Origin of the sequence: Halopelagius longus (assembly GCF_900100875.1) — an archaeon.
Classification (GTDB): domain Archaea; phylum Halobacteriota; class Halobacteria; order Halobacteriales; family Haloferacaceae; genus Halopelagius; species Halopelagius longus.
This window is the reverse complement of sequence record NZ_FNKQ01000002.1, coordinates 674,062-699,963: the sequence shown is the minus strand read 5'-3', so window position 1 is coordinate 699,963 and position 25,902 is coordinate 674,062. Positions and strand designations below refer to the sequence as shown.

The 25,902-nt window shown below is 66.7% G+C and carries 28 protein-coding genes; 19 read left to right on the top strand and 9 right to left on the bottom strand.

Going from position 1 to position 25,902, the window contains the following annotated elements; genetic code table 11:
* Both BLS11_RS09325 and BLS11_RS09320 read left to right on the top strand, forming a co-directional pair.
* On the top strand, positions 1 to 690 hold the full coding sequence (locus BLS11_RS09325) for an ABC transporter ATP-binding protein (RefSeq protein ID WP_092536408.1): 690 nt from the start codon (positions 1 to 3) through the stop codon (positions 688 to 690).
* The gene (locus BLS11_RS09320) at positions 687 to 1,835 is read left to right on the top strand and encodes an ABC transporter permease (protein WP_092536405.1); all 1,149 of its coding nucleotides are present in this window, start codon (positions 687 to 689) and stop codon (positions 1,833 to 1,835) included. Before BLS11_RS09325 ends, BLS11_RS09320 begins: the two co-directional genes overlap by 4 nt.
* Positions 1,836 to 1,913: 78 nt before the next feature.
* Here the strand turns inward: BLS11_RS09320 and BLS11_RS09315 are convergent, their stop codons facing one another.
* From BLS11_RS09315 to ribH, 4 genes are all read right to left on the bottom strand, one after another.
* Entirely contained in the window at positions 1,914 to 2,972 is a 1,059-nt protein-coding gene (locus tag BLS11_RS09315; protein WP_092536402.1) for a zinc-dependent alcohol dehydrogenase family protein, read from the bottom strand.
* A 91-nt stretch (positions 2,973 to 3,063) separates the two neighbouring features.
* Positions 3,064 to 3,519 carry a hypothetical protein gene (locus BLS11_RS09310; RefSeq protein ID WP_092536399.1) on the bottom strand — a complete coding sequence of 152 codons (456 nt, stop codon included), beginning with the start codon at positions 3,517 to 3,519 and terminating at the stop codon, positions 3,064 to 3,066.
* Between the two features lie 146 nt (positions 3,520 to 3,665).
* On the bottom strand, positions 3,666 to 4,817 hold the full coding sequence (locus BLS11_RS09305) for a pyridoxal phosphate-dependent aminotransferase (RefSeq protein ID WP_092536396.1): 1,152 nt from the start codon (positions 4,815 to 4,817) through the stop codon (positions 3,666 to 3,668).
* Entirely contained in the window at positions 4,814 to 5,218 is a 405-nt protein-coding gene (gene ribH / locus BLS11_RS09300; protein WP_092536394.1) for a 6,7-dimethyl-8-ribityllumazine synthase, read from the bottom strand. The genes BLS11_RS09305 and ribH overlap by 4 nt, the downstream gene beginning before the upstream one ends.
* A gap of 186 nt (positions 5,219 to 5,404) precedes the next feature.
* Between ribH and BLS11_RS09295 the strand changes: the two genes are divergently transcribed.
* The 14 genes from BLS11_RS09295 to BLS11_RS09230 all read left to right on the top strand — a co-directional run bounded on the left by BLS11_RS09295 (position 5,405) and on the right by BLS11_RS09230 (position 19,798).
* Positions 5,405 to 7,324: a flippase activity-associated protein Agl23 gene (locus BLS11_RS09295; RefSeq protein ID WP_092536391.1), complete on the top strand. Its 1,920-nt coding sequence runs from the start codon at positions 5,405 to 5,407 to the stop codon at positions 7,322 to 7,324.
* An 89-nt stretch (positions 7,325 to 7,413) separates the two neighbouring features.
* Positions 7,414 to 8,565 carry a 5-(carboxyamino)imidazole ribonucleotide synthase gene (locus BLS11_RS09290; protein ID WP_092536388.1) on the top strand — a complete coding sequence of 384 codons (1,152 nt, stop codon included), beginning with the start codon at positions 7,414 to 7,416 and terminating at the stop codon, positions 8,563 to 8,565.
* A gap of 4 nt (positions 8,566 to 8,569) precedes the next feature.
* Complete coding sequence (gene purE / locus BLS11_RS09285; RefSeq protein WP_092536385.1) at positions 8,570 to 9,205, top strand: 5-(carboxyamino)imidazole ribonucleotide mutase; 636 nt, start codon at positions 8,570 to 8,572, stop codon at positions 9,203 to 9,205.
* A gap of 141 nt (positions 9,206 to 9,346) precedes the next feature.
* On the top strand, positions 9,347 to 9,760 hold the full coding sequence (locus BLS11_RS09280; protein ID WP_092536382.1) for an NADH-quinone oxidoreductase subunit A: 414 nt from the start codon (positions 9,347 to 9,349) through the stop codon (positions 9,758 to 9,760).
* A complete protein-coding gene (locus BLS11_RS09275; protein ID WP_092536379.1) occupies positions 9,757 to 10,461 on the top strand; it encodes an NADH-quinone oxidoreductase subunit B in 705 nt (234 codons plus the stop codon). The genes BLS11_RS09280 and BLS11_RS09275 overlap by 4 nt, the downstream gene beginning before the upstream one ends.
* Positions 10,458 to 12,125 carry an NADH-quinone oxidoreductase subunit D gene (locus tag BLS11_RS09270; RefSeq protein WP_092536376.1) on the top strand — a complete coding sequence of 556 codons (1,668 nt, stop codon included), beginning with the start codon at positions 10,458 to 10,460 and terminating at the stop codon, positions 12,123 to 12,125. Before BLS11_RS09275 ends, BLS11_RS09270 begins: the two co-directional genes overlap by 4 nt.
* A complete protein-coding gene (locus tag BLS11_RS09265; protein WP_092536373.1) occupies positions 12,125 to 13,213 on the top strand; it encodes a complex I subunit 1/NuoH family protein in 1,089 nt (362 codons plus the stop codon). Before BLS11_RS09270 ends, BLS11_RS09265 begins: the two co-directional genes overlap by 1 nt.
* Complete coding sequence (locus BLS11_RS09260) at positions 13,210 to 13,671, top strand: NuoI/complex I 23 kDa subunit family protein (protein ID WP_092536370.1); 462 nt, start codon at positions 13,210 to 13,212, stop codon at positions 13,669 to 13,671. Before BLS11_RS09265 ends, BLS11_RS09260 begins: the two co-directional genes overlap by 4 nt.
* Before the next feature lie 112 nt (positions 13,672 to 13,783).
* A complete protein-coding gene (locus tag BLS11_RS09255) occupies positions 13,784 to 14,044 on the top strand; it encodes an NADH-quinone oxidoreductase subunit J (protein WP_092536367.1) in 261 nt (86 codons plus the stop codon).
* Positions 14,041 to 14,409, top strand: coding sequence for a proton-conducting membrane transporter (locus BLS11_RS09250; RefSeq protein ID WP_092536364.1), 369 nt, complete (start codon positions 14,041 to 14,043; stop codon positions 14,407 to 14,409). Before BLS11_RS09255 ends, BLS11_RS09250 begins: the two co-directional genes overlap by 4 nt.
* Positions 14,409 to 14,711 carry an NADH-quinone oxidoreductase subunit NuoK gene (gene nuoK / locus BLS11_RS09245; protein ID WP_092536361.1) on the top strand — a complete coding sequence of 101 codons (303 nt, stop codon included), beginning with the start codon at positions 14,409 to 14,411 and terminating at the stop codon, positions 14,709 to 14,711. Before BLS11_RS09250 ends, nuoK begins: the two co-directional genes overlap by 1 nt.
* A 1-nt stretch (position 14,712) precedes the next feature.
* On the top strand, positions 14,713 to 16,752 hold the full coding sequence (nuoL, locus tag BLS11_RS09240) for an NADH-quinone oxidoreductase subunit L (RefSeq protein WP_092536358.1): 2,040 nt from the start codon (positions 14,713 to 14,715) through the stop codon (positions 16,750 to 16,752).
* Complete coding sequence (locus BLS11_RS09235; protein WP_092536355.1) at positions 16,749 to 18,278, top strand: complex I subunit 4 family protein; 1,530 nt, start codon at positions 16,749 to 16,751, stop codon at positions 18,276 to 18,278. The genes nuoL and BLS11_RS09235 overlap by 4 nt, the downstream gene beginning before the upstream one ends.
* Positions 18,278 to 19,798: an NADH-quinone oxidoreductase subunit N gene (locus BLS11_RS09230; RefSeq protein ID WP_092536352.1), complete on the top strand. Its 1,521-nt coding sequence runs from the start codon at positions 18,278 to 18,280 to the stop codon at positions 19,796 to 19,798. The genes BLS11_RS09235 and BLS11_RS09230 overlap by 1 nt, the downstream gene beginning before the upstream one ends.
* 117 nt (positions 19,799 to 19,915) lie before the next feature.
* Here the strand turns inward: BLS11_RS09230 and BLS11_RS09225 are convergent, their stop codons facing one another.
* Positions 19,916 to 20,317 (bottom strand): DUF7522 family protein, encoded by a 402-nt coding sequence (locus BLS11_RS09225; protein ID WP_092536349.1) that lies wholly within the window; start codon positions 20,315 to 20,317, stop codon positions 19,916 to 19,918.
* 130 nt (positions 20,318 to 20,447) lie between these two features.
* Between BLS11_RS09225 and BLS11_RS09220 the strand changes: the two genes are divergently transcribed.
* Both BLS11_RS09220 and BLS11_RS09215 read left to right on the top strand, forming a co-directional pair.
* Positions 20,448 to 21,917 (top strand): DHH family phosphoesterase, encoded by a 1,470-nt coding sequence (locus BLS11_RS09220; protein WP_092536346.1) that lies wholly within the window; start codon positions 20,448 to 20,450, stop codon positions 21,915 to 21,917.
* 92 nt (positions 21,918 to 22,009) lie between these two features.
* Positions 22,010 to 22,798, top strand: a complete 789-nt coding sequence (locus BLS11_RS09215; protein ID WP_092536343.1) for a CBS pair associated ParBc domain-containing protein — start codon at positions 22,010 to 22,012, stop codon at positions 22,796 to 22,798.
* On the opposite strand, the gene BLS11_RS09210 is transcribed toward BLS11_RS09215, so the two are convergent.
* From BLS11_RS09210 to BLS11_RS09205, 3 genes are all read right to left on the bottom strand, one after another.
* Positions 22,799 to 23,029, bottom strand: a complete 231-nt coding sequence (locus tag BLS11_RS09210) for a DUF7543 family protein (RefSeq protein WP_092536340.1) — start codon at positions 23,027 to 23,029, stop codon at positions 22,799 to 22,801. It lies immediately after the preceding gene.
* Between the two features lie 58 nt (positions 23,030 to 23,087).
* Positions 23,088 to 23,261, bottom strand: a complete 174-nt coding sequence (locus BLS11_RS19395) for a hypothetical protein (RefSeq protein WP_175454416.1) — start codon at positions 23,259 to 23,261, stop codon at positions 23,088 to 23,090.
* A 107-nt stretch (positions 23,262 to 23,368) separates the two neighbouring features.
* Positions 23,369 to 24,430 (bottom strand): DUF7544 domain-containing protein, encoded by a 1,062-nt coding sequence (locus BLS11_RS09205; protein ID WP_092536337.1) that lies wholly within the window; start codon positions 24,428 to 24,430, stop codon positions 23,369 to 23,371.
* Positions 24,431 to 24,538: 108 nt separating this feature from the next.
* On the opposite strand from BLS11_RS09205, the gene BLS11_RS09200 reads away from it, so the two are divergent.
* Entirely contained in the window at positions 24,539 to 25,651 is a 1,113-nt protein-coding gene (locus BLS11_RS09200) for an aminopeptidase P family protein (protein ID WP_092536334.1), read from the top strand.
* 28 nt (positions 25,652 to 25,679) lie between these two features.
* Here the strand turns inward: BLS11_RS09200 and BLS11_RS19390 are convergent, their stop codons facing one another.
* A complete protein-coding gene (locus tag BLS11_RS19390) occupies positions 25,680 to 25,856 on the bottom strand; it encodes a zinc ribbon domain-containing protein (RefSeq protein ID WP_175454415.1) in 177 nt (58 codons plus the stop codon).
* Between the last annotated feature and the right edge of the window lie 46 nt (positions 25,857 to 25,902).

Genomic DNA, 25,902 nt, shown 5'->3' with positions numbered 1-25,902 from the left:
ATGTCGATAATCGAACTCGTCGACGTGTGGAAGCGCTACGAGAGCGGTACGGAGACCGTCGAAGCGCTGAAGCAGGTCGATTTCGCCGCCGAACCCGGGGAGTTCGTCGCGGTCATGGGGCCCTCCGGCAGCGGCAAGTCCACGATGCTCAACGTCCTCGGACTCCTCGACGTGCCCTCCGAGGGCGTCGTCAACCTCGACGGACGCGACGTGACCGACCTCTCGGACGAGGAGATGACGCGGGAGCGGAAGCGCTCCATCGGCTTCATCTTCCAGAACTTCTACCTGATCCCGACGCTGTCGGCCGTCGAGAACGTCGAGGTGCCCACGCTGTTCGGCGACGACCCGACGGCGAGAGAACGAGCGACGCGACTGCTCGACCGGGTGGGCCTCGGCGAACGACTCCACCACCGTCCCGACCAACTCTCCGGCGGGCAGAAGCAACGCGTCGCAATCGCCCGGGCGCTCATCAACTCGCCGCGCATCCTGTTGGCCGACGAACCGACGGGGAACTTAGACCGGGAGACGGGACGCGACGTGCTCGAACTGTTCACGGAGCTCAAAGTCGAGGAGGACGTCGCCGTCATCGCCGTCACGCACGACGACCAACTGCGGCAGTACGCCGACCGCGTGGTGAACTTGGTGGACGGGCGACTCACCGAGGAAGCGACGGAGGAGTACACGACATGAGCCGACTCGACGAACTCTACCGGCGGTTCCCGGCGCTTCTGATGGCCCGGCGCAACCTCACTCGGAACCGACTCCGCTCGGCGCTTGCGGCGTTGGGCATCATCATCGGCGTCGTCGCCATCGCGTCGCTCGGGATGTTCGGCACGACGCTCCGCACCGGCGCGACCCAGCAACTCGGCGACATCGGCAACGAGATATCCGTCTCGCCGAACCCTCAAGCGGGGTACGAGACGCTCTCGGACCGCGACGTGACGGACATCCGTCGCGTCGCAGACAGCGAGGCGGTGGTGGTCCCCGTCAGACAGCGGAGCAGCACGGTCGTCCGCGGGCGGGAACAGTCGATAGTGACGACGTACGGCATCTCGAACCCGGGGACGCTGTATTCGGCGTCGGACGGCCGCGTCCCCGACAGACTCAGGCAGGACGCTCTCGTCGGGGCGTCGACGGCGGAGCGGTTCGACATCGAGGCCGGAAACAGCATCACCGTCGACAACCGGACGTACCGCGTCGCCGCCGTCATCGAAGAGCAGAACAGTCTCTCGCTGATGACCCCCGACAACGCCATCATCATCCCCGCGGAGGACTTCAACGAGTCGGGCTACTCGCAGGTGGTCATCAAAGCCCCCTCGGGAACCGCGGCGAACGAGACGGCAACCGCCGTCCGCGAGACGCTGAACGAACGCGAGGAGAAAGTCTCGGTCTTCGAGTTACAGAGCCTCACCGAGGGCATCGGCCAGTTCTTCGGTATCCTCAACGCCTTCCTCATCGGCATCGGCTCCATCTCCTTGGTCGTCGCGGGCGTGAGCATCCTCAACGTCATGCTGATGAGCACCGTCGAACGGCGACAGGAGATCGGCGTCCTCCGCGCCGTCGGCGTCCAGAAACTCGACGTGGTCCGCATGATTCTCGCCGAAGCGGGCTTGCTGGGCGTCGTCGGCGGCATCATCGGGGCGATCCTCTCCGTGGGCGCGGGACTCCTCCTCAACACCGCCGTCATCTCGGATCCGTGGCTCACGTTCGCGCCGGCGAATCTGCTCTACATCGGCCTCGCGATGCTGTTCGCACTCGTCACGAGCGTCCTCAGCGGACTGTACCCGGCGTGGAAGGCGGCCAACGAGACGCCCGTCGAGGCGTTGCGGAAGTAACTCCCGACTCGCGTTCCCGCCACCTCGTTTCCGCCGCCTCGTTTCCGCCGCCGCGACCCACCACCCCTCCCGTCGCCGTCAGAACTCTACCACGGGGATGCCGGTCGTGTCGAACTCCGTCATCGCGGCGAGTCTCTCGGGGACGTCTTCGAGCGACACCGTCTCGGACACTATCGCCTCGGGGTCGAGCTTTCCGTGTTCTATCATCCGGAAAATCTCGTCGTAGCGGGGCCGCGGCATCCCGACGGCCCCGACGAACTCTATCTCCTTGAGGACCATCCGGTCGGTCGGAAGCGACACCTCGCCGCCCTCCTCGCTCGACGTCAGGCCTATCTGGACGTGCTGACCGCCCTTCCGGAGGCTCAGAATCGAGTTGCGACACGTCTCGGCGATGCCGAGGGCGTCGACGGAGACGTCCGCGCCTCCGTCGGTTATCGCGGCCACCTCCGTCGGCACGTCGCCCACCTCCTCCGCGTTGACGGTCGCGACGGCACCCAACTCGGCGGCGAACGCCAGTTTCTCGTCGAACAGGTCGACGGCGACGACGTTCGCTCCGAGGGCGTCGGCGACGTGGACGGCGGACAGTCCGACGCCGCCGCACCCGTGGACCGCCACCCAGTCGCCCGCGGTGACGTCCGCCCGGTGGACGAGTCCGTGGAACGAGGTCATGAACCGACAGCCCATCCCGGCCATCTCGACCTGCGAGACGCCGTCCGGCAGGGGGACGACGTTGAAGTCGGCCCACGGGACGTGAAATCGCTCGCCGAAGGCACCCTTCGACTCGGGTGCGAGGCCGAGCGGAATTCGGTTGTCGCAGCGGTTCGAGTGCGCGTTCCGACAGGAGGGACACGTCCCGTCGGCGAGGTTGAACGGCACGGTGACTCGGTCGCCCTCCCGGACGTGTTCGACTTCCTCGCCGACGTCGACGACGACGCCGGCGGGTTCGTGGCCGAGCACGTGCCCCTCCTCGAACCCCCGCGACTCCCAGACTGGGTCGCCCTGCCAGGCGTGCCAGTCGCTCCGGCAGATGCCGCAGACGTCCGTCTCGACCACGACCCCCGTCGCGTCCGGTTCCGGTTCGGCAATCTCCCTGATTTCGAGCGGTTCTCCGTGGCCGGTGAACACTGCTGCGCGCATATACTGCGTCAATCGCTGGCACGCGGCATAATTTCGAGGGTCGGTCGTCGGTACCACGACTACGGGTCTGTTGTTCGAGACGCGCCCCGTCTCACCGCCGCCACGTTCGGTACTGTGCGAGGCCGATAGCGGCCAGCGCGGTGAGGAAACTGCGGACGAGAGGCGCGAGGAACTCCTGCCAGTGCAACAGGGTCACCGGCGACGGATAGAGCAGATTCCGCTGCAGAGCGGTGGAAAACGGCGTGGGTACGTGCCAAACCGTCCACCCGACGAACTGTCCGAACAGCGACCCGACGACGACGGCGGCGGCGAGAGCCGAGAGGAGTAGGACCGTCGGGAGTCGTTCGTCGAGGCGACGGCTCAGGTAGTAGAGACCGACGAACAGCAGTACCGGTTCTACGACGAACGAACCGACGCTAAGCGCGACCCACTCTCCGGTCGCGAGGGACCAGAATCGGCTCAGTGCGCGGAGGAGAGACATCTGATAGGCCGAGACCACCTCGTGGAGGAAGAGGAGAGCCGCGGTGAACGCGGCAACTAATACCACCCTACGGTCGGTGTACCGCCGAATATCGTGGAAAGTGGGGACCATCGTTCCGTCCGAACCCGCGTCGCCGCGGGTATTTAGTTACACCTTTCTCGTGAGTGAAACGTAAGGCGAGGAAGAGAACCCGGAGACGCGGGAGCGCCGAGTTAGATGTAGTCGTGTTCGGCGAGGCGTTCGACGGCCTCGCGGAGGCGTTCTTCGCTCGCGGCGTAGGAGATGCGGGCGTAGCCGGGCGACCCGAACGCGCTACCGGGGACGGTGGCGACGTGGGCGTCCTCTATCGCGCCCTCGCACCACGCTTGGTCGTCGTCGTCGACGGGAATCATCATGTAGAACGCGCCGTCGCCGACGGGTACGTCCACGTCGTGGTCCGCAAAGAGGTCCACGAGCATGTCGCGGCGTTCGCGGAAGGCGTCGCGCATCTCGGTGACCGCTTCGTCCGTGTTTTCGAGGGCCTCGATGCCGGCGTGTTGGACGAAGTTGACCGCACACGAGACGGAGTGCGAGTGGAGTTTCGCCGCCTGCGAGACGAGTTCCTCGGGCGCACAGAGGTAGCCCAGACGCCACCCGGTCATCGAGTACGCCTTCGAGAAGCCGTTGATGGTTACCGTGCGGTCGCCCATTCCGTCCAGGGAGGCGAGACTCGTCGGTTCGACGCCGTACGTTATCTGCTCGTAGATCTCGTCGGAGATGACGGTGATGTCGTGTTCGACGGCCAAGTCGCGGACGCCTTCGAGGGCGTCGTCGGAGTAGACGGCCCCCGTCGGGTTCGACGGCGAGTTGACGACGAGCAGTTCCGTCTCGTCGGAGACGGCCTCGCTCAGGTCGTCGAGGGCGGGTTCCAGTTGGAAGTCGTACGGCGCGAGGTCCACGCGGTTGAGCGACCCGCCGGCGAGTTTGGCCATCGCCTCGTAAGACACCCACGCAGGGTCCAAGAGGACGACTTCGTCGCCGTCGTCGATGAGCGACTGGAACGTCTCGAAGAGGGCTTGCTTGCCGCCGGGCGTGACGATGACGTTGTCCGACGTGCAGTCGATGCCGTCGCCGCGGAGTTTCTCCGCGATGGCCTCGCGGAGTTCGGGGACGCCGTTCGAGGAGGTGTAGCCCGTGTGTCCGGACGCCATCGCGTCCTGTCCGGCTTCGACGACGTTCTGCGGCGTGGGGAAGTCGGGTTCGCCGACCGAGAGGTCGACGACGTCGACGCCGTCGGCCTCAAGTTCTCCGGCGAGGTTGCTTATCGCGAGCGTTGCGCTCGGTTCGACGCGTTCTACGCGGTCGGCGAAGTCGAAGTCGCTCATGCTAACACCTCCACCATATCGACCGCGGCGTTTACCGCTTCCGCACCTTTCCCGACGCGCTCTCTGGCCTCGGCACCGCTCTGTCCCGGGCCGGAGACGCCGAACGTGACGGGTTTGTCCCGTTCGACGCTCACGTCGGTGAGTCCCTGCGCCGCCGCGTCGGCGATGACCCTGTCGTGGTCCGTGTCGCCGGTGACTATCGCGCCGACGACGGCGACGGCTTCGACGTCCTGCCGCCGCGCGAGTCTGTCGGCGGCCAACGGCGAGTCGTACGCGCCGGGGACGCGGACGACTTCGACCACGTCCGCGTCTCGTTCCGCGGCCGCGTCGAGTGCGGCCTCTTCCATCTGTTCGGTGACCGAGGAGTTGAACTGGGCCACCACCAGTCCGAGTGCGACCATACGCGTCCGGTTCCGTGCGGCGATAAAAGAACTACCGAAGCCCGCAGACGCCGCCACGGCGACGGGCGGCCCTCGACGGGGCGATAATGCGTCGCGCGACTGTGACGCGCCCGGCGATTCGAGACCGACACCCACGAGCTACGAGCAAACACAAGAGTTGTAGTCTCGGAGGGGCGATGAGAGTCCATGAGTTCCGACGAGGTGTCGTCTTCGTCCACCTCTTCGTCCGCGTCTTCGTCCGCGACGGTCGAGGAATCGACCGCGACCCGGACGGACGCGAAGACCCGGGCGGAGCGTCGCCACCGCCACGGCTACTCCCGCGCCCTCCTCGGCGTCATCGCCGCCGCCGCCGTCGCACTCGTCCTCCGCGTCGTCGCCCTCGGCGGCCGCATCATGCACTGGGACGAGGGGCGCGTCGGCTACTGGATTCTCAGGTACCACGAGACCGACTACTTCGTCTACCGCCCCATCGTCCACGGCCCGTTCCTCCAGATAGTCAACGACTGGCTGTTGGCCGTCGCCGACCCCTCCGACTTCCTCGTTCGCCTCCCCGTCGCCGTCGTCGGCGGACTCCTCCCCATCGCGGCGTGGTTGTTCCGCGAACGCCTCGAACGGACCGAGGTGGTGGCCTTCGCCGCCATCCTCGCGTTGAACCCGCTCTTGGTCTACTACTCGCGGTTCATGCGCAACGACGTGCTCGTGGCGGCGTTCTCGCTGTTCGCGCTCGGGTTCGTCGTCCGCGGGTTCGACACCGGGAAACTCCGGTACGCCTTCCCCGCCGCCGCCTCGATGGGACTGGCGTTCACGACGAAGGAGAACGCCATCCTCTATCTGGTCTGTTTCCTCGGCGCGGCGTTCCTCTTGGCGGACCACCGACTGCTGTCGGCGACGGCGCGCGGCGAGTCCGCGGGCGAGGTGTTCGGCCGCCGGTGGCCCCGCGCCGTCGCCGCGCGACTCCGCGGCCACGGAGAGACCACGGGACGGAGCCTCCTCCGCGTCGGCGGCACCCTCGTCGCCTCGGCGCTCCTGTTTCTCGGCATCGTCTGGTTCTTCTACGCGCCGCGGCCGGACCTCTGGCAGGCCTTCGGCGGGTCCGCGTCGCTGACGAACGTCCTCGAGGCCGGAACCGTCGGCGCGGCGGAGAAGTTCGCGGACACGTGGGCCGGCGGCGGCCATCAGGACCACGCGTACCTCCCCTTCCTCCACGACTTCCTCGAGACGATGGTGTACGGCGCGCCCGCGGTCATCGCCTTCGCCGTCGTCGGCGTCTTCGTCGACCGGTACGGCTTCCGCGGCGGCCGCTACCGCGAGTTCGTCGCCTTCGCGACGTACTGGGGCATCGCCTCCGTCCTCGGCTACCCCATCGCCACCGACATCGAAGCGCCGTGGGCCGTCGTCCACGCCGTCGTCCCGTTGGCCGTCCCGGCGGCGGTCGGCGTCGCCTTCGTCTTCGAGTCCGGCCGGGAGGCGCTCTCGGCCGACGACGCGGTGAGCGTCGGGTTGGCCGCGCTGGTCGTCCTCGCCTCCCTCGGCGGCGTCGCCGCCGCCAACGCGGCGTACTTCAACAGCGCATCCGAGGAGAACAAGCAGGTCCTCCAGTGGGCGCAACCCGAGAACGACCTGAAGCCGACGATGGAAACCGTCGGCGCGGTGGCGCAGGCCAACGAAGGCACGGACGTGCTGTTCTACGGGACGACGGCGCCCGGGAGCGACGACGAGTTGTTCTACGTGGAGGACGAGTCGTCGCTCAGGACGCCGCCGCCGGGCGGCCCGGCGTGGCACGACCGCCTGCCGCTTCCGTGGTATCTGGAGATGTACGGCGCGGAGGTGACGAGCACGTCGCCGGACGCCTCGCCCGAGGAGGCGTTGCAGGACGCCCCGCCGGTCGTCATCGCGAAGGACTTCAGCCGCGACGAGGTCGAACCGCACCTCGACGGCTACGAGGCGTTCGAGCACAAGTTCCGCCTCTGGAACGACGGCGTCGTGGTGTTCATCGACCGGGAGGCGCTCAACGGCGTAAGCGGCCCCGACGTGAACGTCGACTCGGCCGACAACCTGCGGTCGGCGGGCGGCGGCGGCGCGACGAACGCCTCGGTCCCGGCCTGACGACTCGGCGGCCGTTTTGGGCACGAACGTGTTCATATTCTCGTCCGCTTCGGCAACGTTTATGCAGTGTTCTCCACAATCGAGCGACTGTGACCGTCACCGTACCCGGCCCGACCCTCGGCGTCGTGGGCGGCGGCCAACTCGGGCGCATGCTCGCGGAGGCCGCGGCCCCCCTCGGCGTCGACGTGGTCGTCCTCGACCCGACGCCAGACTGTCCCGCCGCGCCCGTCGCGCGAGAACAGATCGTCGGCGGTTTCGACGACCCCGAGGCGTTCCGCGAACTCGCCTCGCGGGTGGACGCCCTGACGTTCGAGATAGAACTCGCGGATTCGGACCTCTTAGCGGAGGTATCCGAGGAGTTCGGTCTCACCGTCCACCCCTCCCCGGAGACGCTCCGAACCATCGAGGACAAACTCGTCCAAAAGCGGGCCCTCCAGGAGGCGGGCGTCCCCGTCCCGCCGTTCCGCCGCGTGGACGACGAGGCGGACCTGCGCGAGGCCCTCGACGAGTTCGGGAGCGTCATGCTGAAAGCCCGGACCGGCGGCTACGACGGCCGCGGGAACGTCCCCGTCCGCGACGAATCGGAGGCCGAGGCGGCCCTCGAACGACTCGGCGGCCCGGCGATGGCCGAGGCGTTCGTCGACTTCGAACGGGAACTGTCCGTCATCGCCGTGCAGGGCGACGGCGAGGTGCGGACGTTCCCCGCGGGCGAGAACGTCCACGAGGAGGAGATTCTCCGCGAGACGCTCGTCCCCGCGCGGACGACAGAGGGGGTGCGCGAACGCGCCGACGAGGTGGCCCGGAACGTCCTCTCGATGCTCTCGGGCCGCGGCGTCTTCGGCATCGAACTGTTCGAGACGGGCGAGGGCGAGATTCTCGTCAACGAGATCGCCCCGCGTCCGCACAACTCCGGCCACTGGTCCATCGAGGGCGCGCGCACCTCCCAATTCGAACAGCACGTCCGGGCCGTCCTCGGGTGGCCCCTCGGCTCGACCGCCCTCCGGTCGCCCACCGTCTCGGCGAACGTCCTCGGCACCGTCGAGGAGACGCGGGCGGCCCGCCTCGGCAACGTCGAGTCCGTCCTCTCGGCCGAGGCGGCGTCGCTCCACTGGTACGGGAAAGACGACGTGCGCCCCCTCCGGAAGATGGGCCACCTCACCCTCACCGGCGAGGCGGACGCCGACGTGACCGACCTTCTCTCGCGCGCCCGCGACCTGCGGGACGGACTGACCTTCGAGTGAACCCATGAGCGACGACACAGACGCAGACAACGTGGACGTACAGGACCTCATCGACCGACTCCGCGCGGAGGCGAACGCGGACGTGGACCCCGAGACGACGCCCGAGGTGGGCATCATCATGGGGTCGGACTCGGACCTCGACGTGATGTCCAGGGCCCACGACGCCCTCGACGAACTCGGGTTCGAAGAGCAGACCGACTTCCGCGACGCGCCCGAGGCGCGCTTTACGTACGAGACGTACGTCGTCTCGGCGCACCGGACGCCCGAACTCATGTACGCGTACGGCGAGACGGCGGCCGAGAGGGGCCTCGACGTGATAATCGCCGGCGCGGGCGGGAAGTCCGCGGACCTGCCGAACATGACCGCCTCCATCGCGTACCCGCTTCCGGTCGTCGGCGTGCCGGTTCAGGAGAAGTCCGTCGATTCGGTCATCGGGATGCCGACGGGCGCGCCCATCGTCGCCGTGGACGCGGGCAAGTCGTTCAACGCGGCGCTCTCGGCGACGCAGATACTCGCTCGGCGGCACGAGGAACTCGAAGAACGCCTCGTCGAGTACCACGAGGAGTTGGTGTCGGGCGTCGCCGCGGTGTCTCGGGACCTCCACGACACGGGCGTCGAGGCGTTCCGAGAGTCGAGGTAGCCGCCGCAGAGAGACGGTTCGAGAAGCAGTCCGTTCGTCCTTAGGGCTTCGGCCATATGAGCCCCCCGAAACCGCGAGAGGCGCCAAAATCAACGCTTATAGGGGGAGCCTTCTAACCCACGAACGTCAGGAGACTACGGTATGAGTGATTGGATCGCAATCGGTGCGTTGGGCCTCGTCGGCGTCGGCATCCCGCTGGGGATGATGGCGGTGTCGGCGCTCCTGCGTCCAACAGTGCCGGAACAAGGGAAGAGCGCCACCTACGAGAGCGGTGAGGTACCCACGGGTACGGCGCGCGTCCAGTTCAACATCCAGTACTACATGGTCGCGCTGCTGTTCCTCGTGTTCGACATCGAAACCGTTCTCCTATTTCCGTGGACGGTCATCTACCGCTCCGCGTTGGCCCAGGGTGCTAGTTTGACGCAGGTGTTGCTGCCGATGCTGGTATTCATCGGCATCCTCGTCGTCGGCTTGGTCTGGGCGTGGCGCAACGGCGCTATCAGGTGGGTCAAAAGCCCGCTTGCGAACCGTCGGAAGACAGAGAGACAAACATGAGTAGCGAACACAACCGACCTTTCGTCACGGACAACAGTAGGGTACAGAACGAGACACAGGACGCCCGAATCACGGGTGCGGACGACCGCTTCAACTCGAAGCTTCGGGAGGCGTTCGGCTCCTCGCCGTTCATCCTCACGAAGTTCGACAAGTTCATGAACTGGGTCCGCGGGTCCTCGATGTTCATGCTGCAGTTCGGTATCGCCTGCTGCAGCATCGAGATGATGCACACGTACGCGGTGAAGCACGACCTCGACCGGTTCGGGTCGGGCGTCCCCCGGGCGTCGCCGCGACAGGCCGACGTCATCATCGTGCCGGGGACCATCGTCTCGAAGTTCGCCCCGCGGATGAAGCGCGTGTACGACCAGATGCCCGAACCGAAGTTCGTCGTCGGCATGGGGTCGTGCACCATCTCCGGCGGCCCGTTCCAAGAGGGCTACAACGTCATCAAGGGGGCCGAAGAGGTCATCCCCGTGGACATCCACGTTCCGGGATGCCCGCCGCGCCCCGAAGCGCTCGTCTACGGCGTCGTCAAACTCCAAGAGCGCATCGCCAACGGCGAGTCCTCGCCGGTGACGGTGAAGCCGTACGAGCTCGAACAGTTCGGCGACCTCCAGCGCGACGAGATCGTCGACAAGCTCGCCGAACAGATCGACGAAGACGAACTCATCATGAGATACAACTGGGCTGATTCACCATGAGCCTGGAACGACAGCAGACTCCCGAGAGCGTCTCGGCCGTTCCGACGACGGGCGACGAGCTCGCCGACCTGCTCGGCGACCTCGTCATCGGTCGCGAGGAACACGTGAACGCGCCCGGACTCGTCGTCCGCCCGGACGACGTACAGGAGGCGCTGTTCAAACTCCGCGACGAGGCGGACTTCGACCACCTCTCCTGCGTCACCGCCGAGGAGTACGAGGACCGCTACGAGTCTATCTACCACCTCACGAGCTACGACGACCGGACGCGGGAGGTCAGCGTCGTCGTACCCACCTCGAAGGACGACCCGCGGAGTCAGTCCGCCGAACCCGTCTACCGGACGGCCGACTGGCACGAACGGGAGGCGTACGACCTCGTCGGCATCGAGTACGACGACCACCCGGACCTGCGTCGCATCCTCCTCCCGGAGACGTGGCAGGGCCACCCCCTGTCGATGGACTACGACCAGGACCGGCCGCAGATAGTCACGCTCAAAGAGCACGCGAACCCGTTGCAGGAGGACCACCGGGACGAGGACGGCAACACGATGTACATCAACGTCGGGCCGCACCACCCGGCGACCCACGGCGTCCTCCACGTGAAGACGGTCCTCGACGGCGAGCAGATAGCCGACGTCGAACCCGACATCGGCTACCTCCACCGCTGCGAGGAGCAACTCTGCCAGAACGGGACCTACCGGCACCAGATTATGCCGTACCCGGACCGGTGGGACTACGCCTCGGCCGGACTGCTCAACGAGTGGGCGTACGCGCGCGCCGCGGAGGACCTCGCGGACATCGACGTGCCGGAGTACGCGCAGGTCATCCGGACGATGAGCGCGGAACTGTGCCGCATCGCCTCTCACATGCTCGCGGTGGGGACGTTCGCGTTGGACATCTACGGCGACTTCACCGCGATCTTCATGTACGCGATGCGGGACCGCGAGAAGGTCCAGAACATCTTAGAGGACCTCACCGGCCAGCGGATGATGTTCAACTACTTCCGCCTCGGCGGCGTCGTCTGGGACCTCCCCGAACCCCGCGAGGAGTTCTTCGGGAAGATTCGGGACTTCCTCGACGACCTGCCGACGGCGCTGGAGGAGTACCACGACCTCATCACCTCGAACGAGATTCTGCAGACTCGGACGGTAGGGACGGGCGTCCTCCCCGAGGACGTCGCGAAGTCCTACGGCGCGACCGGTCCCGTCGCGCGCGGGTCGGGCGTCGATTACGACCTGCGCCGCGACGACCCCTACGGCTACTACGAGGAACTCGAGTGGGACGTCGTCACCGAAGAAGGCGGCGACAACTTCTCGCGCCTCCTCGTGCGCATGCGCGAAGTCGAGCAGTCAGCGAAGATAATCGAGCAGTGCGTCGACCTGCTCGAAGACTGGCCCGAAGACGAGCGCGACATCCAGTCGAACGTCCCGCGGACGCTCCGCCCGGACGACGACACGGAGATATACCGCGCCGTCGAGGGCGCGAAGGGCGAACTCGGCATCTACATGCGCGCGGACGGCACCGAGAAGCCGGCGCGGTTCAAGATTCGCAGTCCGTGCTTCTCGAACCTCCAGACGCTGCCGGAGATGTCCAACGGCGAGTACATCCCGGACATGATCGCCAGCCTCGGTAGCCTCGACATCATCCTCGGCGAGGTGGACCGCTGATGTCCGCGACGGTCCTCCTCCAGAGCGGTGGGGGCGGCGGGAACGACCCCGTTCTCCTGCCGGAGACGATAGCGAACCTGCTCGGACTCTCCGGCATCGTCGGCGACATCGTCGGCGGACTCATCGGGGCGTTCCTCATCGCCAACATCATGCTCGCGATGACGGCCGTCGCCGGACCGTGGGCAAAGCGGAAGATAACCGCGGCGTTCACGGACCGCATCGCGGTCAACCGCATCGGGCCGTTCGGCCTGCTCATCATCGTCGCGGACGCCGTCCGTCTGCTGTCGAAGGAGCTCATCGTCCCCGAGGGAGTCGACCGTCCGGCGTGGGACCTCGGGCCGCTTATCGTCCCCTTCTCCGCACTTCTGGGCTTTGCGGTCATCCCGATGGGGAGCGGCATCCAACTGGCCGACCCCGAGACGGGCGTCGTGTTCGCGTTCGCCGCCTCCTCCATCGCGTCGCTCGGCCTCGTGATGTGCGGATACGCCTCGAACAACAAGTACTCGCTCCTCGGCGGCCTCCGCGCCGTCGCGCAGAACATCGCGTACGAGATTCCGCTCATCGTCACGGCGGCGTCGGTGATCATCTTCACCGGCACGCTGCGACCGAGCGAAGTCGTCGCGGTGCAGGCCGAACCGCTTCTCACCGTCGCCGGCGTGACGATTCCGCAGTGGTTCGCGTTCGTCAACCCGTTCGCGTTCGCGCTGTTCATGCTGGCGAACCTCGCCGAAATCGGACGGAACCCGTTCGACATTCCGGAGGCGCCGACCGAAATCGTCGCCGGGTACCAGACGGAGTACTCCTCGGTTTACTTCGTCCTCATCTACCTCGGGGAGTTCATCCACATCTTCCTCGGCGGCGCGCTCGTCGCGCTGCTGTTCCTCGGCGGTCCCGCGGGGCCGGTCCTGCCGGGCATCGTCTGGTTCATCATCAAGATCTGGGCGTTCTTCCTGTTCACGCAGTGGGCGCGGTCGGCGATTCCGCGCCTCCGCATCGACCAGCTCATCGAAGTCGGTTGGAAGGGGATGCTCGTGCTCTCCTTCGCCAACCTGGTTCTCACGGCCATAATCGTGGGGGTGATCGCATGATTGGAATACTGAAAGGCATGGCGACGACGATGAAGCACGCATTGGACGGCAAGACGTTCACGGTCGAGTACCCGGACGTCGCGCCCGAAGTGAGTCCGCGCTTCCGCGGCGTGCACAAGTTCAGCCAAGAGCGCTGTATCTGGTGCCGCCAGTGCGAGAACGTCTGTCCGAACGACACGATCCAGATAATTCAGGACGAACAGCGCAACGGGGAGCAGTACAACCTCCACATCGGGCAGTGCATCTACTGCCGACTGTGCGAGGAGGTCTGCCCCGTAGACGCCATCCTGCTCACGCAGAACTTCGAGTTCACCGCGGACACGAAGGACGACTTCGTGTACAACAAAGAGCAGCTGAAGAACGTCCCGTGGTACAAGGACATCGACCCACTCAACTCCCGGAATCCCGACCGCGACGCGTGGATCGGCGAGGGAGAGGGCGAAGTCGACTACCAGTGAGGTGACCGCGAGGTCGCTTCACCGAACGTAGACGTCCGCGGACGAACCGGCTCGGTTCCCCGTTCGGACGTTCTCGAAATCTACAAAAGGATTCCTCAAGGAGACACAAACAATGGTTTATGAAACCATCGCGTTCGCGCTGTTCGCCCTCGTTACCGTGGGCTGCAGCCTGGGCGTCGTCCTCGTGCGGGACATCTGGCACTCCGCACTCTTGCTGGGGGGCGCGCTCCTGAGCGTCGCGGTGCATTACGTGATGCTGCAAGCGGAGTTCCTTGCAGCCATGCAGATTCTCGTCTACGTGGGCGGGGTCCTCATACTCATCACGTTCGCCGTGATGCTGACGCGAACAGAAGCGGAGGTGAGTAGCACATGACAACCAAACCGGAACTGAAGCTCGGGTCGCACCTGATACCCGGTCTGGCCGCAGTCGGACTGTTCGTCGTGATGGCCGCCGCGTTCCTCACGTCGGCGTTCCCGCAACCGCAGGGGTTCGGCGACGTGAACATCACGGCCAGCATCGGCTACGCGATGTTCAACCTCGGGTTCGGACAGGTGCCGGGAGAGAGCTTCCTCGTCGCGTTCATCGTCATGGCGATAACGCTCGACGTGGCTCTCGACGGCGCACTCCACCTCGCGAAGCACGAGGGTGACGAAGGACAGGCCGAGACGGTGCTTCTGGCCGACGGCGGCCGAAAGATAAAACGAGCGCTCTTCGACGACGGGGAGGGGGAGGACTGATGGTCCCGCCGCAGTACTACCTCCTCCTGTCGGCCGCGATGTTCTGTATCGGCCTGTTCGGCATCCTCACGCGGCGCAACGCGCTGCTGCTGTTGATGTCGGTCGAACTGATGTTGAACGCCGCGAACATCAACCTCGTCGCGTTCTCCTTCGTCTGGGGGAACGTCACGGGACAGACGTTCGCGCTGTTCACGATGGCGCTCGCCGCCGCCGAAGTCGCGATCGGACTGGGCATCGTGCTCGTCCTCTACCGCAACTTCGACGGCGTCGACGTGACCGAAGCAACGACGATGAGGTGGTAACATGGCAGGAATACTCGACTTCACACCGGCGATCGTCTTGTTGCCGTTCGTCTCGTTCCTGGTCGCCCTCTTCCTCGGCAACCGCCTGCCGAAGGGCGGCGCGCTGGCGGGCATCGCCGCGACTGCGGGTTCGCTCGTACTGTCGCTGGCGACGTTCTTCGCCGTCAGTCAGGGACAGACGATCGACACGACCATCTACACGTGGGCCACCGGCGCACAGGACGCGCTGACGCTCACGTTCGGTATCCTCATCGACCCGCTGTCGGCGATGATGCTCGTCATCGTGACGCTCATCGCCTTCCTGGTCCACATCTTCAGCCTCGGATACATGAACGACGAGGGCGAGGTCGGCCTCCCGCGCTACTACGCCGGGCTCGGCCTGTTCACCGCCTCCATGCTCGGGTTCGTCGTCGCCGACAACCTGCTCATGGCGTTCATGTTCTTCGAGCTCGTGGGCCTCTGTTCGTTCCTCCTCATCGGCTTCTGGTTCCGCGAGCGGGGACCGCCGAGCGCCGCGAAGAAGGCGTTCCTCGTCACCCGCTTCGGTGACTACTTCTTCCTCGTCGGCGTCGTCGCGGTGTTCGCGACGTTCGGCACCGCGCAGTTCTCCGGGGCGGAGTCGTTCCCGGCGCTCGCGGAGGAAGCGCTCGCGTCCGGCGCCGCGGAGGGAATCAACACGTTCGGCTTCGCGCCGCAGACGTGGTTCACCGTCGTCGGACTGCTGATTCTCGGCGGCGTCGTCGGGAAGTCCGCGCAGTTCCCCCTCCACACGTGGCTCCCGGACGCCATGGAGGGTCCGACGCCCGTCTCCGCGCTCATCCACGCCGCGACGATGGTCGCCGCCGGGGTGTACCTCGTCGCGCGGATGTACGGCTTCTACGCGCTCTCGCCGACGGCGCTCGCCATCATCGCTCTGGTCGGGGGCTTCACCGCCCTCTTCGCCGCGACGATGGGCGTCGTCAAGCAGGAGATAAAGCAGGTGCTGGCGTACTCGACCATCTCGCAGTACGGGTACATGATGCTCGCGCTGGGCGCGGGCGGGTACGTCGCCGCGACGTTCCACCTGCTCACCCACGCCTTCTTCAAGGCGCTCCTGTTCCTCGGCGCGGGGTCGGTCATCATCGCGATGCACCACAACGAGAACATGTGGGACATGGGCGGTCTCAAAGAGCGGATGCCCGTGACCTACTGGACGTTCCTCTCGGGGTCGCTCGCGCTCGCCGGCATCTTCCCGTTCTCGGGCTTCTGGTCGAAAGACGAGGTGCTGTTCGAGGCGCTCAACCACGGGCTCGGAACCGAGGGCGGCCTCGGGACGGTGCTTCTCGTCGCGTACGCCTTCGGCCTGCTCGCCGTGTTCTTCACCGGCTTCTACACGTTCCGCATGGTGATGCTCACCTTCCACGGTGAGCCGCGGACCGAGACGGCGCGGAACCCCCACGGCGTCGGCTGGAACGTCAAGTTCCCGCTGGCGGTGCTGGGCGTCCTCGCCGCTGTCATCGGCTTCGTGAACATGGTGCCGGTCGAGGAACTGACGGGCATGCACCTGACGTTCCTCCACGACTGGCTCGACCACGGGTTCAGCGGGCTGACGGCCCACCACTACCTCGAAGTCCTCGAATCGGACTTCGGCGCCGGCATCCACGCGGCGGGCTTCGACGCCCTCGTCTCGGGTGCCGTCTCGCTGGCCCTCGCCCTCGCGGGCGCGGGGCTGGCGTTCTTCCTGTACAACGACCCCGAGCCGACGGAACACACCGACAAGCTCGGCGGCATCAAGACGGCGCTGTACAACAACTACTACCAAGACGAGTACCAGGTCTGGCTGGCCACCGGCGTCGTGCAACCGCTTTCGCGCGCCGCGGACAAGTTCGACAACGGCGTCGTCGACGGCGTCGTCAACGGCGTCTCCAGCGTCAGCCTGCTCTCGGGTAGTCGCGTCCGTCGGATTCAGACGGGTGTCGTGAGCAACTACGCCGCGCTCCTCACCTTGGGTCTGACGGCGTTGCTTCTCGGATTCGGCATCATCGGAGGGTGGTTCGTATGATAATCGAAGCGCTCATCGCAGTCACGTTCGTCTCCGCGCTGGTCGTGTTCGTCGCGCCGCGGCAACACGCCGGCGAGTTGGCGGCCGTGCTCAGTCTGCTCCCGGTCGTCGGGAGCCTCTACATGTGGTCACAGTTCGACGCGACCGGAAACGCCCTCCTGGGCGGTTCCATCGCGTTCGAGACACAGTTCACTTGGCTCACGCTGGGCGGACTCGACCTGAACTGGTACGTCGGCGTCGACGGCATCAGCCTGCCGCTGGTCGTCCTCACGACGATACTCACGACGCTGGCGATAGTCAGCGCGTGGACGCCCATCACGTCCCGGCAGTCGCAGTTCTACGGCCTCATGCTGTTCATGGAGGCGAACCTGCTGGGCGTGTTCACGGCGCTGGACTTCTTCGTGTGGTTCATCTTCTGGGAGGCCGTCCTCGTGCCGATGTACTTCCTCATCGGCGTCTGGGGCGGTCCGCGCCGGAAGTACGCCGCTATCAAGTTCTTCGTCTACACGAACATCGCGTCGCTCGTGATGTTCATCGGCTTCATCGCCCTCGTGTTCGGGCTGGGCGACTCCGTCAGTTCGCTCGGCTTACCCGAGATATCGCAGGCGTTGCGGGCCGGCGAACTCGGCGGCTACGGCGCGCTCGACGCCGCGACGCTGAAACTCGTCGCCTTCGTGGCGATGTTCCTCGGCTTCGCGGTGAAGGTGCCCGTCGCCCCGCTTCACACGTGGCTCCCGGACGCTCACGTCGAAGCGCCGACGCCGGTGTCCGTGATGCTGGCGGGCGTCCTCCTGAAGATGGGGACGTACGCCCTGCTCCGGTTTAACTTCACGATGATGCCGGACGTGGCGCAGGCGCTCGTCGTTCCCATCGCGGTCATCGCCGTCGTCAGCGTCATCTACGGCGCGATACTGGCGCTGGCCCAGCAGGACCTCAAGCGCATCGTCGCCTACTCGTCGGTGTCGTCGATGGGGTACGTCATCCTCGGACTCGTCGCGTACACGACGTACGGCGTCGGCGGCGCGACGTTCCAGATGGTCGCTCACGGCCTCATCTCCGGTCTGATGTTCATGGCCGTCGGCGTCATCTACAACACCACGCACACGCGCATGGTGGGCGACATGTCCGGCATGGCGGACCGGATGCCCGTCACCTCGGGCATCTTCGTGGCCGGCGCGTTCGGCTACATGGGCCTGCCGCTGATGGCCGGCTTCGCCGCGGAGTTCTTCATCTTCCAGGGCTCCTTCCAGTCGACGGTCCACGACGCGATGCCGCTGTTCACGGCGGCGGCGATGTTCGGCATCGTCATCGTCGCGGGTTACCTGCTGTTCGCGATGCAGCGCACGCTGTTCGGGCCGTTCCGGTTCGACGGCGACTACGAGGTGACCGAGGCGGCGTTCCACGACGTGGCGCCGCTCGCGGTGCTTCTCGTGCTCGTCATCGCACTCGGCGTGGCGCCGGACATCTTCTTCGAGATGATTCAACAAGCGGTTAATCCGATCCTCGAGACGGGAGGTGGCGTCTGATGTCCGCGAGCGCACTCGCGCTTCAGAGCACGCTCCCGAACTGGGCGGCGACGGCTCCGGCGCTCATCTTGGCGCTGACGGGGCTCGTCCTGCTCCTCATCGACAGTATCCACACCGCCCGCGAGGGCGTGAGCAACGCCGTGCTCGCCGGCGTCTCGGCCGCGGGGTCGCTGTTGGCGTTCGCCGTCGCGGGCTGGTTCCTCGTCGCCGGGACGGGACAGCCCGCCACGGGCGGCGCGATATCGCTCTACGGCGACGCGATAGTCGTCGACGGGATGAGCCTGTTCTTCACGCTCATCTTCACCGTCGTCGCCGCGATGGTCTCCGTCGCGAGCTACGACTACCTCGAAGCGCAGACGACGCGCGGCGAGTACTACTCGCTCGTGATGTTCGCCGCCACCGGCATGACGCTGATGTCGATGGCGAACTCGCTTGCGACGGTGTTCGTCAGCCTCGAACTCGCCTCGCTCCCCTCCTTCGCCCTCGTGGCGTTCCTGAAGACGGACCGCGGGAGCATCGAGGCGGGTCTGAAGTACTTCCTCATCGGCGCGCTCTCCTCTGCGGTGTTCGTCTTCGGCATCAGCCTCGTCTACGCGGCGACGGGGTCGCTGCTGCTCGCCGAAATCGCCTCCTCGATCGGCGACACGCAGATGATCGGCGTGCTCGGCATCGGCGTGCTGATGCTCGTCGGCGGGTTCTCCTACAAGACGGCCTCCGTGCCCTTCCACTTCTGGGCGCCCGAGGCGTACGAGGGAGCGCCCGCGCCCATCTCGGCGTTCCTCTCGTCGGCGTCGAAGGCGGCCGGCTTCGCCGTCGCCTTCCGCGTCTTCCTCGTGGCGTTCCCCCTCGGGCAACTGCCCGCGGGACTCGACTGGGTGCTCGTCTTCCAGATTCTCGCCGTCGTCACGATGACGCTCGGTAACTTCGCCGCGGCGACCCAAGAGAACGTAAAGCGGATGCTCGCGTACTCCTCCATCGGACACGCGGGCTACGCGCTCATCGGTCTCGCGGCGCTCTCCGTCGGCGGGCCGAACGCGGACGTCCTCGGCGCGTCGATGGCGCACCTGATGGTCTACGGCTTCATGAACACCGGCGCGTTCCTGTTCATCGCGATGGTGGAACGCTGGGGCGTCGGCCGCACGTTCGAGGACTACAACGGCCTCGCGACGCGCGCGCCGATGGCCTGCGTCGCCATGACCGTGTTCATGTTCAGCCTCGCGGGCCTCCCGCCGTTCGGCGGCTTCCTCTCGAAGTACGCCCTCTTCTACTCGGCCATCGAGGCCGGGTTCTGGTGGCTCGCCGCCTTCGGCGCGATAAACAGCACGCTGTCGCTGTTCTACTACAGTCGCGTCGTCAAGGCGATGTGGATAGAGGACCCCAAGGAGGGGCTCGAACTGGACACGAGTCCGGTCGGCCTCTACACGGCCGTCATCTTCGCGGCCGTCGGCACGCTCCTGTTGCTGCCGGCGTTCGCGCCCGTCATCGAGACGGCCCAAACCGTCGCCGCGGCCCTCTTCTGAGGGGCCGTTTCGGTTCGGCGACTCACCTCCGTTTCTTTCTCTTCGCGGACGCAAACCGACCGCGAGAGCCGCCGCTGGCGTTCGCGTTCGCGTCGGAGTCGGTCGGGGCGAAAGCCGCTACGCGGTAGACGCCACCTCTCGCTCCGTGAGAACCTCCTGTAGCGCCGTCGCCACCTCCTCGGACCGGCGCATCGTCAGTCCGTCCGTCGTGACGAACACGCCGTGCCCGCCGGCGGTGACGCGGGTGAGGTAGCCGTTCTCGAACGCCCGGATGGAGAACTCGTAGTCGCCGAGTTCGGAGCCTCGGTACGCTCGCTTCGCTCGAAAGCCGTCGGTTTCGTGCTCGACGAAGCCCGCCAAGTCGGCGTCCGAGTCGAGGTCAGACCGGAGGTACACTTGCGTGAACTGCTCGGGTGTGAAGTAGGTGATGCTGCGGAGACTATCGCCGACTGCCGTCCGGCAGGCCGCTTCGAGTGACTCTTCGAACTCCGTCCCAACGAGGTCGGGGTCGGCGTCCATGACATGACGTACCACATGTGGACGAGGTATAACTCCATCGACGGATCGACTGCGTCGCCGCCGGGGTGAAATCGGGGGCGGCCGCATCCGTGACGGTAGGGTTTTCCCGCCAGAGACTGACGTTTCGGCCATGACACGGCGGTTGGTCCTCGGGTGCGGGACGGCCGCGCGCCGGTCCATAGAACGGATGGCCGAGTGGCCGGGCGAACTCACCGTCCTCTCGCGGCGCGGGGGGGTCGTAGACTCCTTCCGCGAGGAGGGCGTCGACGCCGACAGACGCGCGCCCGACGACGAGGAGGCGTACCCCGACCACGCCGACGTGGTGTTCGTCGCCAGCGACGACGCCGCGACGAACGTCGACGCCGCGCGCCTCGTCCGCGAGAAGTTCCCCGACGCCTACGTCGTCGGTTACCTCGGACAGGACGCCGACCACGACGTCCGAGAGACGCTCACGTCGCTCGTAGACCGCACGATAGACGGCCGAGCGGCGCTTTTCAACCGACTCATCGACCTCGCCGGCGGGCAGTCCGCGGACCGCCTCCACCGACTGTACCGCGTCCTCCGGAGCATCGACGGCCGCCTCGCGGTCGTGATGCACGACAACCCCGACCCGGACGCGATAGCGAGCGCCATCGCGCTCTGTCGCATCGCGGAGTCGGTGGACGTGCCCGCAGACCCCTGTTACTTCGGGGAGATATCCCACCAGGAGAACCGCGCGTTCGTCAACCTGCTCGACCTCGACCTGCTGGAACTGGACTCGGAGGCGACCGTCGAGGCGTACGACGGCGTCGCCCTCGTGGACCACTCCCGGCCGGGGGTCAACGACGGCCTCTCGCCGGAGGTGAACGTCGATATCGTCATCGACCACCACCCGCCGCGCGCGCCGGTCGAAGCGCGGTTCCTCGACCTGCGCCGCGACATGGGTTCGACGAGCACGCTCTTGGTCGACTACCTCCGTCGGTTGAACATCGACCCCGGCGAGACGGTGGCGACGGCGCTCCTGTTCGGCATCCGCGTGGACACGAAGGACTTCACGCGGGAGGTGTCGTCCGCGGACTTCGAGGCGGCGGCGTTCTGCCTCCCCGCCGCGGACCTCTCGTTGCTCCAACGCGTCGAATCGCCGAGCATGAGTTCCGAGGTGCTCGAGACCATCGCCCGCGCCGTCCGCAACCGCGACGTGCGCGGGGAGGCGTTGGCGACGAACGTCGGCGAGATACGTGACCGAGACGCCCTCGCGCAGGCGGCCGACCGCCTGCTCGGCATGGACGGCGTGAAGATAGCCATCGTGTACGGCTTCATGGACGGCACGGTGTACGTCTCGGGGCGCGCCCGCGGGACGGAGGTGGACCTCGGAGAGACGCTCAGAGACGCGCTCAGCCCCATCGGGAGCGCCGGCGGGCACGCCGACATGGCGGGCGCGCAGATTCCGCTCGGCATCCTCGCGGACGTGGGCGAAGACTCCCGGGAGTCGCTCGAACGCGTCGTCGCGGAGGTCATCGCCGGCCGGTTCTTCGAAACGCTTGAGGACGCGACGATGATGCTCACGGCCGACGACGACGGCACCGACCTCACCTTCGAGTTCCCGATGGACGAGTGGTGAACGCGGGCTGACGGCCGAGTGACGGCCGAGTGACGACGGCGCGGGGACGCGTCGGAGTCACCCTTTTGGTCGGCACCCTCGTATCTCCGACGATGATTGGAAAGGCGACCGTCGAGGAGTACATGACGCGCGAAGTACAGACCGTGTCACCGACGGATTCGGTCGCCGACGTCGCCCGTCGCATCGTCGAGAGCGACGGCCACAACGGCTTCCCGGTCTGCGAGGGGCGGCGCGTCGAGGGGTTCGTCACCGCCCGGGACCTCCTCTTGGAGGACGACGAAGCGCCCATCTTCACGGTCATGACGGAGAACATCATCGTCGCGCACCCGGAGATGAAGGTGACCGACGCCGCGCGCGTCATCCTCCGGTCGGGCATCCAGAAACTCCCCGTCGTGGACGACGCGAGCAACCTCGTCGGCATCATCTCGAACACGGACGTCATCCGCTCGCAGATAGAGCGCGCGACGCCCGAGAAGGTCGGGAAGCTGATGCGGACGCTCGAACAGATACACGAGATACACGTCCACGAGGAACGGCAGACGGTCGAACTGTCGAAGCTCATCCCGACGCAAGGTCGAGTGTACGCCGACGAACTCGAGGGCCGAAAGTACGAACTCGAACGCGGACTAGCCGAACCCCTCGTCGTCATCGACAATCAGGGGACGTTGCTCCTCGCTGACGGCCACCACCGGGTGATGGCCGCAGACAGGGTCGGCGTCGAGGAGATGGACGCCTACGTCATCGTCCTCGACGACCCAGTCGAACTCGGCATGCAGCGAACCGCCGAGAAGGAGGGGTTAGAGTCCATCGACGACATCGAGGTGGTGGACTACGCGCGTCACCCGTTGGTGGAGACGACGCACCGCCTCCAGCAGTCCTGACTACGCCTCGTCGTCGAACTCCGCCATCCACTCCTCTGCGAGTTCCCGCGCCGCCGCCTCGGAGTCGGCCCGTTCCCGCCGGTACCGTCGCTCCTCGGAGTCCTGATACAGTTGGTCGAGTCGGACGGCCCACGTCTCGTCGGGTCGCCTGCGGACCCGTACCGTCACGTACCCGTCGTCGCGTTCCCACTCGGTGATTCGCTCGTCCGCTCTGACCTCGCTCCAACCCATACGCCTCGTGTGGACGCGCCCGGTACAAGTGCTTCCCTCTCTCGCCTTCGACCCGCCGTCACTCGGCGGCCTCGGCCGCCCGAGGGTCGGATTCGACGGACGCCAGCGGTCCGCTCCGCTCCCCGCAGAGCGGACAGACCGAGTAGCCGAGCGGGTCGTATTCGACCGCGTCGGCCCTGGCGAGTTCGCCGCACGTCGCGCACTCGAAGTACGACACCCATTCGAATGACATACATTCTCTACGTGGTGTATATCACATAGTTAATCGGCGGTTACCGTCGATTTCGACCGTCTCGACGCGTCGGGGTCGGAGGGGAGAACGGAGTAAGGGCGGCTTACTCAGAGCCTGTCGGCGTCCGCGTCGGTGGGTCCCGCGTCCGGTCCGCCCTCCGCCGGTCGCTCCGGCGCGTCGGGTCGGTCCACGAGTGCGAGTTCGGAATCGGCGCGCGCGAGGAAGTACAGCGAGTAGTACCGGAAGTACGCGGCGACCGGAACGGTGACGAACAGGCCCGCGACAGTGAGGCAGGCGACGTACAGACCGACGAGAGCGCCGAGGAGAACCGTCCCGGGCGTCAGGGCGACGGCGAACGGGGAGAACGCTGTCCAGATGACGCCGCCGACGAGGACGAACGGCACCGCGACGACGAGGGCGACGAGGCCGAGGGCGACCGAAAGAAGCGCCCCCGAGAGGACGTTGAGCGCGATTCGGAGGACGACGTAGAGGGCGAACTCCTTCCACTCGGCGCGCATCGTCGGGAGGACGCGCCGCCACCCCGAGAGGACGCCGCGGTCCTCGACGAGCATCGTCGGAACGACGAAGTCGCGGGTCAACCCGAGGACGAAGGCGACGACGACGGCGGCGAGGACGCCGAGGAGGACGAGAGGAATGAGGGCGAACAGTGCCCCCGAACCGAGGGGGACGGCACCCAAGAGGACCATCGCGACGGGGACGGCGATGAGCGAGAGTGCGGCGGCACCGAGGACGGACTCGAACGCGAACAGTCGTATCCCGTCGAGGAGGTGCCTCCGAAACGGACCGCGGAGGCGCACGCGGGGGGACGTGACGTTGTCCACGAAGACGAACTCGAAGACCGAGCCGAGAAACGAGTAGAGGAGATACAGAAGGACGAAAACGGCGAGGAGGCCGACGAGGAGCGACGCCAGATCGACCGACGCGACCAACTCGTCCGGCGAGAACGTCCCGAGGTCGAAATCGGACGTCGAGGCGACGTTGCCGCCGGAGGACCCCGACCCGTTCGCGGTCATCGAGGCGTTGGTCCCGGTGCCGACGAAGAAGACGACGAGCGAAAGCTTCGCCCACGTCCCGAGGTCGAACGGGAGGAGGAGCGACTGCGTCGCCGCGCGGGCGTCCGAGAGGGCGTCGACTGCGTTCCACGACATGTGGGGGAGGTGAACATCGGACCGGGATAAAATCACCTGTCGGCGGGGGGTCGAAGCGACGTTCCCCGGTCCCCGCAGGTATTTGTCCCGCGACGCGGAAGCGGTGCTATGCCAACTGCCTTCGAACGGCGGACGCGCGACGCGCAGGCGGCCCTCTCGGACGGCGATGCGGACGTGCTCGTCTGCTTCCCCAGTCGGAACCTGTTTTACCTCTCGGGGTTCGCGGAGGACCCCGGCGAGCGACATCTCCTCTTTTTCCTGCCCGCCGAGGGCGACCCGACGTTCCTCGTCCCGGAACTGTACGGGAAACAGGTCCGCGCGGAGTCGTGGGTCGAAGACGTGCGGACGTGGGCCGACGACGACGACCCGCGCGCCGCCGTCGAGTCCGTCGTCTCGGACCTCGATTTGCCCCCCGCGCCGCGCGTCCTCGTCGACGACACGATGTGGGCGCGCTTCACCCACGACCTGCGGGCGGTGCTCCCGGAGGCGACGTTCGGACTGGCGAGCGACGTGCTGTCTGACCTCCGAGTGCGGAAGGACGAGGCGGAACTCGACGCCTTGCGTCGGGCCGCCGCCGCGGCGGACGAGGCGATGGCGTCGGTCCGCGAGATGGGTTCGGACGCCGTCGGACTGACCGAAAGCGAACTCGCCCGCGAGATAGAGCGACTGTTGGCGGAGGCGGGCGGGGAGGGCGTCTCCTTCGAGACCATCGTCGGGTCGGGACCGAACGGCGCGATGCCGCACCACGCCCACGGCGACAGGGAGATACGCGCGGGCGACCCGGTGGTCCTCGACTTCGGGACGCGCGTCGGGGAGTACCCGAGCGACCAGACGCGGACCGTCGTCTTCGACGGCGACCCTTCGGAGACGTTCGCGGAGGTCCACGCCGTCGTCGAGGAGGCGTTGGCGGCGGGTATCGAGGCGGTCGAACCCGGCGTCGCCGCGGAGTCCGTGGACCGCGCCGCCCGCGAGGTCATCGAGGCGGCGGGCTACGGCGACCGGTTCGTCCACCGGACGGGCCACGGCGTCGGACTCGACGTCCACGAGGAACCGTACATCGTCGAAGGAAACGGTCGAGAACTCGAACCGGGGATGGTGTTCAGCGTCGAACCCGGCGTCTACCTGCCCGAGGAGTTCGGCGTCAGGATAGAGGAGTTGGTCGTCGTCACCGAGGAGGGGTGCGAGCGGTTGAACCGCACCGACCGCGGGTGGGAGTGCTGAGGCCGGCCGCGGGCAATCCCCGACGGCGTCACTCGACCGGTTCGACCGCCGCGTCGCCGCAGTGCGGGCAGTGGTCGTAGTTCTCGTTCACGGCTCGCTCGCAGGAGCGACAGACGTAGTCGGGGCCGTCCTCGGCGTCCGCCCCGCCCACGAACGAGCGTTTCGTCTCCTCGAACTTCCGCCCGGCTTTCTCGAACAGGCTCATCGATAGACAGACGGTTGGAACGCGAATAAGCGTTGGGCCGGCGTCC

What these genes read in the sequence shown, in the direction of transcription:
- BLS11_RS09295 (WP_092536391.1), top strand. Translation starts at nt 5,405, where the DNA reads ATGAGTTCCGACGAGGTGTCGTCTTCGTCCACCTCTTCGTCCGCGTCT.
- BLS11_RS09255 (WP_092536367.1), top strand. Translation starts at nt 13,784, where the DNA reads ATGGTTTATGAAACCATCGCGTTCGCGCTGTTCGCCCTCGTTACCGTG.
- BLS11_RS09205 (WP_092536337.1), bottom strand. Translation starts at nt 24,430, where the DNA reads ATGTCGTGGAACGCAGTCGACGCCCTCTCGGACGCCCGCGCGGCGACG.
- BLS11_RS09260 (WP_092536370.1), top strand. Translation starts at nt 13,210, where the DNA reads ATGATTGGAATACTGAAAGGCATGGCGACGACGATGAAGCACGCATTG.
- BLS11_RS09220 (WP_092536346.1), top strand. Translation starts at nt 20,448, where the DNA reads ATGACACGGCGGTTGGTCCTCGGGTGCGGGACGGCCGCGCGCCGGTCC.
- BLS11_RS09235 (WP_092536355.1), top strand. Translation starts at nt 16,749, where the DNA reads ATGATAATCGAAGCGCTCATCGCAGTCACGTTCGTCTCCGCGCTGGTC.
- BLS11_RS09230 (WP_092536352.1), top strand. Translation starts at nt 18,278, where the DNA reads ATGTCCGCGAGCGCACTCGCGCTTCAGAGCACGCTCCCGAACTGGGCG.
- BLS11_RS09280 (WP_092536382.1), top strand. Translation starts at nt 9,347, where the DNA reads ATGAGTGATTGGATCGCAATCGGTGCGTTGGGCCTCGTCGGCGTCGGC.
- BLS11_RS19395 (WP_175454416.1), bottom strand. Translation starts at nt 23,261, where the DNA reads ATGTCATTCGAATGGGTGTCGTACTTCGAGTGCGCGACGTGCGGCGAA.
- BLS11_RS09325 (WP_092536408.1), top strand. Translation starts at nt 1, where the DNA reads ATGTCGATAATCGAACTCGTCGACGTGTGGAAGCGCTACGAGAGCGGT.
- BLS11_RS09305 (WP_092536396.1), bottom strand. Translation starts at nt 4,817, where the DNA reads ATGAGCGACTTCGACTTCGCCGACCGCGTAGAACGCGTCGAACCGAGC.
- BLS11_RS09270 (WP_092536376.1), top strand. Translation starts at nt 10,458, where the DNA reads ATGAGCCTGGAACGACAGCAGACTCCCGAGAGCGTCTCGGCCGTTCCG.
- nuoK (WP_092536361.1), top strand. Translation starts at nt 14,409, where the DNA reads ATGGTCCCGCCGCAGTACTACCTCCTCCTGTCGGCCGCGATGTTCTGT.
- BLS11_RS09225 (WP_092536349.1), bottom strand. Translation starts at nt 20,317, where the DNA reads ATGGACGCCGACCCCGACCTCGTTGGGACGGAGTTCGAAGAGTCACTC.
- BLS11_RS09265 (WP_092536373.1), top strand. Translation starts at nt 12,125, where the DNA reads ATGTCCGCGACGGTCCTCCTCCAGAGCGGTGGGGGCGGCGGGAACGAC.
- BLS11_RS09320 (WP_092536405.1), top strand. Translation starts at nt 687, where the DNA reads ATGAGCCGACTCGACGAACTCTACCGGCGGTTCCCGGCGCTTCTGATG.
- purE (WP_092536385.1), top strand. Translation starts at nt 8,570, where the DNA reads ATGAGCGACGACACAGACGCAGACAACGTGGACGTACAGGACCTCATC.
- BLS11_RS09200 (WP_092536334.1), top strand. Translation starts at nt 24,539, where the DNA reads ATGCCAACTGCCTTCGAACGGCGGACGCGCGACGCGCAGGCGGCCCTC.
- BLS11_RS09250 (WP_092536364.1), top strand. Translation starts at nt 14,041, where the DNA reads ATGACAACCAAACCGGAACTGAAGCTCGGGTCGCACCTGATACCCGGT.
- BLS11_RS09275 (WP_092536379.1), top strand. Translation starts at nt 9,757, where the DNA reads ATGAGTAGCGAACACAACCGACCTTTCGTCACGGACAACAGTAGGGTA.
- BLS11_RS09315 (WP_092536402.1), bottom strand. Translation starts at nt 2,972, where the DNA reads ATGCGCGCAGCAGTGTTCACCGGCCACGGAGAACCGCTCGAAATCAGG.
- BLS11_RS09210 (WP_092536340.1), bottom strand. Translation starts at nt 23,029, where the DNA reads ATGGGTTGGAGCGAGGTCAGAGCGGACGAGCGAATCACCGAGTGGGAA.
- nuoL (WP_092536358.1), top strand. Translation starts at nt 14,713, where the DNA reads ATGGCAGGAATACTCGACTTCACACCGGCGATCGTCTTGTTGCCGTTC.
- ribH (WP_092536394.1), bottom strand. Translation starts at nt 5,218, where the DNA reads ATGGTCGCACTCGGACTGGTGGTGGCCCAGTTCAACTCCTCGGTCACC.
- BLS11_RS19390 (WP_175454415.1), bottom strand. Translation starts at nt 25,856, where the DNA reads ATGAGCCTGTTCGAGAAAGCCGGGCGGAAGTTCGAGGAGACGAAACGC.
- BLS11_RS09215 (WP_092536343.1), top strand. Translation starts at nt 22,010, where the DNA reads ATGATTGGAAAGGCGACCGTCGAGGAGTACATGACGCGCGAAGTACAG.